Consider the following 6,814-nt stretch of genomic DNA (forward strand, 5'->3'; position numbering starts at 1 on the left):
GCAGTAGAGGCACCCTGATACTGACAGTTGCCGGGATATCGGCCAGCTTCAGTATCAGACTGCATGGGCACCCGGTGTTCGCCGGGTGCCCATGACGCCCTGGGCCAGGGGGACGAGCGGGACGTTATGCGATTCTGCTGTGTTGGTTCGATCCGGTCGCTTGACTGTGAAATGCACTACTGCAGCGCAGAGGGTGCGGGGCAGCCGTACCGCGATGGAGTACTGGCTACTGCCTCCAGTCTGGTTTCGCGGTCGAGGAACAGAATCCTGACCCGGTTGCGATAGCAGTCAACGGTCCCGTCATAGGGGAGGGTTCGCCCGGTCAGTCGCTCGAACGCTGCCATCGTTGTCTGCTTGGAAAGGCGTCTGCGCTGTTCCAGCAGTGACACGACCATGAGGATTCCGCGCCTGGAGCCCATTCTGCCGCACCTTGCACGAATGCGAATCTGACCACCTTCATGCTTGAGAAGAATGGAGACCGCGTCAATCAGTGTCCGGTAAGCGGCCAATTGCAGTTCCACGCTCAGGTTGCAGGGGTCGCCTTTCAGATCCGGGCGGAGAACGCGCTCCGTCAGCTTCCACGACTCACGGATGCCACCCGCCTGCAGGGCCACGTAAAGCCCAAGATGCTCCAGGCCCGAGGGATAGACCATGCTTGTCTGTTCGCGAAAGAGCCGCGAATGTACATTCGAGGTATGCAGAAGGCTGTTGGCCACTGCGTGATGTCCCTGGGCCTTGAGCCATTCGGCCAGCTCAACCAGCGACGTATCAATGCCGTCGCCGAGCTTGCGAAGGTGCAGGGCACGTTCACGCAGCTCCATCTCGCTGGCCAATTGCGAGCTCCTCGCCAGATGGATGGCGTCCCTTTCCCCCATCTCGCGCAGCCTGTAACGGTGGTAGAAGTGGGTGATGCGTGATCCGAGCAGCAGCAATACGATGCCGCTGATCGCCATGATCTGCTGGGTGATGAAGGCCGCTGGATCGAATGCGGTGGGATGGGTGTTGGGCGTGGTCAGGCCGATGACCATGTTGAGCACCGGCACTGCAAGGGCAGCCCCCTTCCAGCCATACAGGCAGGTAAGCGCGGCCGCGGGGAGTGCCAACAGCAGCAGGAACGTTGCCTTCAATGCAATCCAGTCTGCGGGCAGTTGAGTCGCTGCTATCCCGATCAGCAGCATCGATGAAAGTGCTGCCAGCATCGGGGTCTTTCGTCGAGCGTTCCACTCCTGCCCCACGTCCTGCCGCGCCCACAGCATGGCGATGGGGGCCACCGTCAGAATGCCGATGAAATCACCCACGCTGAAGCGCGCGGCATTGGTCAGGAAGGGTGTGGAAGGAGGTGTTGGCCAGAGCAGATGGGAAAAACTGAGGTTGAGCAGAGTAATAACGACGCTGGAAGCGGCGGCAATCAACAAGAGGCCGATCGTCTGCGACTCCGCCATCAGTCGCCGTTGCAGCTTCACAATCAGCATCACCGCTGGCATGAGGAATGCGGAGGCAACAATGACCCATGTCAGGCCGTACTTCTCGATCATCGGCACGCGGGACTGTGCAAAGTACGCATATTCGCCCAGCAGTAGGTAGGGCCACAGGCGCGGCGGGCACAACAGCACGGCTGCCACCCGGATGCCGGCTGGCAAATAGAACTGATCCAGCGACAGCTGTCGGGTTGCCCAATAGGCAACTGCATAAAGCAAGGCAATCATCAGGCCAGCCGGACGAATGCGCACCTTCAGCAACAATCCTTCTTTCCACCAGTCCAATCGCACGTCCCCCTCTCCTACGTGTCCCCTGTCAGCATCCATTCGCCGCGGGGCCCGGTTTCTCAGGACGGTATCGGTCTGCGAACGATTATGCAATTGCATAGCTGCGCATTTAGGAAATTGTCCAGCCATCCATCACAGATGTCGCGTGAAAATCTGTGACGTGTGCAGCACGATCAGCGCTGCGGTACGTTTGTCAGAACGTTCAATACAGGTGGAGATGCAGAATCTTCACCACAACGCATCCCGCAGCTTGTACCAGGACATCGCCGCCACCAGCAGCGGCGTGCGCAGCAGCCGGCCGCCGGGGAAGGGCGCATGCCGAAGGCGCTGGAACACGTCCAGGCGCTCGCTCTGGCCGGCAATGGCGGCGGCGATCACCTCGCCGGCCAGCCCGGCGGCGGCCACCCCATGGCCGGAGAAGCCCTGCGCGAAGTACAGGTCGCCGTCCAGCCGGCCCCAATGCGGGGCGCGGTTGCGGGTGATGTCCACATAGCCGCCCCAGACCTGGTCCAGCGCCACGTCGGCCAGCTGTGGGAACACCTGGTGCATGCGCCGCTGCATCACCCCGCGCAGGCCGGGTGGGGGCAGCGCCGAGTAGCTGGCGCGCCCGCCAAACAGCAGCCGATGGTCATGGCTGAGGCGGAAATAGTCCAATGCCCAGGCGGTGTCGGCCACGGCCATGTCGTTGCCGATCAGGGCGCGGGCGCGCTCGGCCCCCAGCGGCGCGCTGGCGCCGATATAGGTGCCGACCGGCATGATCCGCCGTTCCAGCTCGGGCAGCAGGCCCTGCAGCCAGGCATTTCCGGCCACCACCAGATGCGCGGCGCGTACGCTGCCCTGCGCGGTGTGCAGGGTGGGCTGCGGTCCGCGCTGCACGCGGGTTACCGCCGAATCCTCGTGGATCACCACGCCGGCCGCGCGCGCCGCATCGGCCAGACCGCGCGCATAGGCCAGCGGGTGCAGGTGCGCGCTGAGCGGATCGAACATCGCGGCACGATAGCGCGGGCTGTCCAGCTGCGCGCGCAGGGCGTCACGGTCCCACCACTGCATGGGGTAGTCGTAATGGCGTTGCAGGTGCTCGCAGTTGGCCCGCAGCTCGCGCTCATGGCGTTCGCGGATGGCGACGCTGGCGTGGCCTTCCACCCAATGGCAGTCAATGCCGTGGCGATTGATGCGGGCGCGCATCGCCTGCACCGCGTCGCGCGACCAGTCGAACAGGTGGCGCGCATCATCACGACCGAGCTGACGCTCCAGTTCGTCCACCTCGCAGCCATAGCCGACCAGCGCCTGCCCGCCGTTGCGGCCGGACGCGCCCCAGCCGATCCGCTGCGCTTCCAGCACTACCACGCGCCGGCCACGTGCCGCCAGTTCCAGGGCTGCGGTCAGGCCGGTATAGCCGGCGCCCAGCACCGCAACGTCGGCCTGCACATTACCCTGCAGCGGGGGCAGTGCGGGCGGTTCGGGCAGGCTGGCGGCGTACCAGCTGGGCGGGAACGCGGCGCTCACTGCAGGCCTCGCGGGTGCAGGGCGGGAGGGCGGAGCGGGGCAGGTCGATCGGCGTTCACCCCGGTAGTTTCGCCGATGCGTGACGGCTGTGGTGTGACGGCACCGACTTGCCGGCTTCGCCGGGCGACGGGTAACGTGTTGGCACGCCAAGGAGTTTTCCCATGCGCCGCCTGCCCTGGGTGGGCCTGCCCACCGACAGCACCGTGCTCGGCCATCACCGTTTCGCGGTGGCCGGCGAGAAGTACGTGCGCGCGCTGGCCGAGGCGGCCGAGGTGACTCCGGTAGTGTTGCCGAGCCTGCAGCCACCGCTGCCGGCCGGCGACTGGCTGCAGGGGCTGGATGGCCTGCTGCTGACCGGCGCGGTCAGCAATATCGAACCGCAGCACTACGAAGGTGGCCGCAGCTGGCCAGGCAATCCACATGACCCGGCCCGCGATGCCAATGCCTTTGCGTTGCTGCACGAGGCACTGGCGCTGGACCTGCCGGTGCTGGCGATCTGCCGCGGCTTCCAGGAGTTGAACGTCGCGCTGGGCGGCAGCCTGCATCCGCAGGTTCACGCGGTGCCTGGCCTGGCCGACCATCGCGAAGAACCGCAGGCGCCGGTGGAGGTGCAGTATGGGCCGGCGCACGCGGTCACGCTGGCCGCCGATGGCTGGCTGGCGCAGTGGCACGGCAGTGGCCGCGCGCAGGTCAATTCGGTACACGGGCAGGGTGTCGCCCGCCTGGCGCAGGGGCTGCAGGTCGAGGCCGTGGCCGACGATGGGCTGGTCGAAGCGGCACGCAGCCTGCACCATCGTTTCGTGCTCGGCGTACAGTGGCACCCGGAGTGGCGTGTCATGCAGGCGCCGTTCTATCACGCTATTTTCCGTGCGTTCGGCCAGGCTTGCCGGCAGCACCAACAGAACCGACTGGATTCCCGATGAGTTCCCGAACGCGCCCGCGCAAGACGGCCACGCCCCCCGCACCGCAGGAAAGCACGCTGCTGCGCTGGCTGAAGGAGCGGCGCATCACCGAGGTGGAATGCCTGGTGCCGGACATCACCGGCAACGCGCGCGGCAAGATCATTCCCGCCGACAAGTTCTCGCACGACTACGGCACGCGCCTGCCTGAGGGCATCTTCGCCACCACCGTCACCGGTGAGTTCCCTGACGATTATTACGAGCTGACCTCGCCGTCGGACTCGGACATGATGCTGCGCCCCGATCCGGACACGGTGCGCATGGTGCCGTGGGCGGCCGACGCCACCGCGCAGGTCATCCACGATTGCTACACCAAGAGCGGTGAGCCGCACGAACTGGCGCCGCGCAACGTGCTGCGCCGCGTGCTGGCAGCCTACGCCGAGCTGGGCCTGCGCCCGGTGGTGGCGCCGGAACTGGAGTTCTTCCTGGTGCAGAAGAACACCGACCCGGACTTCCCGCTGCTGCCACCGGCCGGCCGCTCCGGGCGCCCGGAGACCGCGCGGCAGTCGTACTCGATCGATGCGGTCAACGAGTTCGACCCGATCCTCGACCTGATGTACGACTACGCCGATGCGATGAAGCTGGACGTGGACACGCTGATCCACGAGTCCGGCGCGGCGCAGCTGGAGGTCAACTTCACCCATGCCGATGCGATGGACCTGGCCGACCAGGTGTTCCTGTTCAAGCGCACCATGCGCGAAGCGGCGATGCGCCACGGGGTGTATGCCACGTTCCTGGCCAAGCCGATGGAAAACGAGCCGGGCAGTGCCATGCACATCCACCAGAGCCTGGTGCGGGTGAGTGATGGCAGCAACGTATTCGCCGGCGAGACCGATGCCGAGGGCGAGTTCAGCCCGGTGTTCGGCCACTACCTGGGCGGCCTGCAGAAGTACGCACCGCAGGCGATGGCGTTCTTCGCGCCGAACGTGAACTCCTACCGCCGGCTGGTGTTCGGCGAAGTCTCGCCGAGCAACGTCCACTGGGGCTTCGACAACCGCACCTGCGGCCTGCGCGTGCCGCTGGATACGCCGGAGAACATGCGCGTGGAGAGCCGTTTCGCCGGGTCCGATGCCAATCCCTACCTGGCGATGGCCGCGACCCTGGCCTGCGGCCTGCTGGGCATCCGCGAGCGGCTGGCACCGGATGCGCCGGTGACCGGCAGCGCCAAGGAACTGGGCTACAACCTGCCGCGCTCGCTGGGCGAGGCGCTGGACGGGCTGGAGCGGTGCAGCGAGCTGCAGGCCCTGCTGGGTGAGCGCTTCTGCCGGGCCTACATCTCGGTCAAGCGCAAGGAATACGAGACCTTTTTCCGCGTCATCAGCTCGTGGGAGCGCGAGTTCCTGCTGCTGAACGTCTGAGCATCCGGAATAGAAAAATCCGCCGCCGGGGGGTAGGCTGGCACCCGTCGCCGGCCCCGCCGGCCCCCCCTTCCCGCATTCTGGAGCACCCGATGAAGCTGCGCATCCTCACGCTCGGCCTGGCCTCCGCCATGCTCGCCGCCTGTGGCGGTGGCAATGGCGGCGCGCAGGACAGCCAGGTCCTGAACGTCTACAACTACAGCGATTACATCGCCGAGGACACCATTCCGACCTTCGAGAAGGAGAGCGGGATCAAGGTGACCTACGATGTGTTCGACAGTGACGAGATGGTCGAGACCAAACTGCTGGCCGGCAACAGCGGCTATGACGTGGTGGTGCCGACCCTGAACTTCTTCGGTCGCCAGATCCAGGCCGGTGTGTTCCTGCCGCTGGACAAGAGCAAGATCCCGAACCTGGCCAACCTCGATCCGGCGGTGATGAAGCGCATCGCCACCCAGGACCCGGGCAACCAGTACGGCGTGCCGTACATGATCGGCACCACCGGCATCGGCTACAACGTGGACATGCTGAAGCAGCGCTTCGGCGGCAGCGCCGACATCGCCAACAGCTGGGACCTGGTGTTCAAGCCGGAGAACATCAGCAAGATGAAGGACTGCGGCGTGACCATCCTGGACACGCCGGCGGACATGATCCCGATCGCACTGCATTACCTGGGCCTGGACCCGCACAGCGGCGACCCGGCCGAGCTGCAGAAGGCCGCCGACCTGCTGAAGTCGATCCGCCCGTACGTGCAGAACTTCCACTCCTCGCAGTACGTGGGTTCGCTGGCCAACGGCGGTACCTGCCTGGTGGTCGGCTGGTCGGGTGACATCATCCAGGCCCGCGACCGCGCCGAGGAAGCCAGCAATGGCGTGCACGTGGCCTATTCGATCCCGAAGGAAGGCGCACCGCAGTGGTTCGACATGCTGGCGATCCCGAAGGACGCCAAGCATCCGGAAGCCGCGTACGCCTTCATCAACTACCTGCTGCAGCCGAAGGTTGCCGCGGCCAACACCAACTTCATCCACTACGCCAACCCGGTGCCGACCGCGACCCCGCTGGTGGACGAGGCGATCCGTACCGACCCGACCATCTACCCGCCGGCCGACGTGGCCGAGAAGATGTTCACCTACTCGATCAACACGCCGGAGACCGACAAGCTCTACACCCGGCTGTGGACCGAGGTGAAGACCGGGCGCTAAGGGCTGGCTGGCAGGTGGGTGCC

The 6,814-nt window shown here is 65.8% G+C and carries 5 protein-coding genes; 3 read left to right on the forward strand and 2 right to left on the reverse strand.

Annotated features, from left to right (window positions below; all coding sequences use genetic code 11):
- Window positions 1-176: 176 nt before the first annotated feature.
- The gene (locus tag AC5JLE_RS09185; protein ID WP_049405548.1) at window positions 177-1,769 is read right to left on the reverse strand and encodes an MASE1 domain-containing protein; all 1,593 of its coding nucleotides are present in this window, start codon (window positions 1,767-1,769) and stop codon (window positions 177-179) included.
- Between the two features lie 225 nt (window positions 1,770-1,994).
- Window positions 1,995-3,272 carry an NAD(P)/FAD-dependent oxidoreductase gene (locus AC5JLE_RS09190; RefSeq protein WP_164232471.1) on the reverse strand — a complete coding sequence of 426 codons (1,278 nt, stop codon included), beginning with the start codon at window positions 3,270-3,272 and terminating at the stop codon, window positions 1,995-1,997.
- Between the two features lie 161 nt (window positions 3,273-3,433).
- On the opposite strand from AC5JLE_RS09190, the gene AC5JLE_RS09195 reads away from it, so the two are divergent.
- The 3 genes from AC5JLE_RS09195 to AC5JLE_RS09205 all read left to right on the forward strand — a co-directional run bounded on the left by AC5JLE_RS09195 (window position 3,434) and on the right by AC5JLE_RS09205 (window position 6,791).
- On the forward strand, window positions 3,434-4,195 hold the full coding sequence (locus AC5JLE_RS09195; protein ID WP_014646563.1) for a gamma-glutamyl-gamma-aminobutyrate hydrolase family protein: 762 nt from the start codon (window positions 3,434-3,436) through the stop codon (window positions 4,193-4,195).
- Window positions 4,192-5,589: a glutamine synthetase family protein gene (locus AC5JLE_RS09200; protein WP_032960938.1), complete on the forward strand. Its 1,398-nt coding sequence runs from the start codon at window positions 4,192-4,194 to the stop codon at window positions 5,587-5,589. The genes AC5JLE_RS09195 and AC5JLE_RS09200 overlap by 4 nt, the downstream gene beginning before the upstream one ends.
- A 92-nt stretch (window positions 5,590-5,681) precedes the next feature.
- A complete protein-coding gene (locus AC5JLE_RS09205) occupies window positions 5,682-6,791 on the forward strand; it encodes a polyamine ABC transporter substrate-binding protein (protein ID WP_014646565.1) in 1,110 nt (369 codons plus the stop codon).
- The last annotated feature ends 23 nt before the right edge of the window (window positions 6,792-6,814 follow it).

The organism is Stenotrophomonas sp. (assembly GCF_059505245.1).

What these genes read in the sequence shown, in the direction of transcription:
- AC5JLE_RS09195 (WP_014646563.1), top strand. Translation starts at nt 3,434, where the DNA reads ATGCGCCGCCTGCCCTGGGTGGGCCTGCCCACCGACAGCACCGTGCTC.
- AC5JLE_RS09205 (WP_014646565.1), top strand. Translation starts at nt 5,682, where the DNA reads ATGAAGCTGCGCATCCTCACGCTCGGCCTGGCCTCCGCCATGCTCGCC.
- AC5JLE_RS09200 (WP_032960938.1), top strand. Translation starts at nt 4,192, where the DNA reads ATGAGTTCCCGAACGCGCCCGCGCAAGACGGCCACGCCCCCCGCACCG.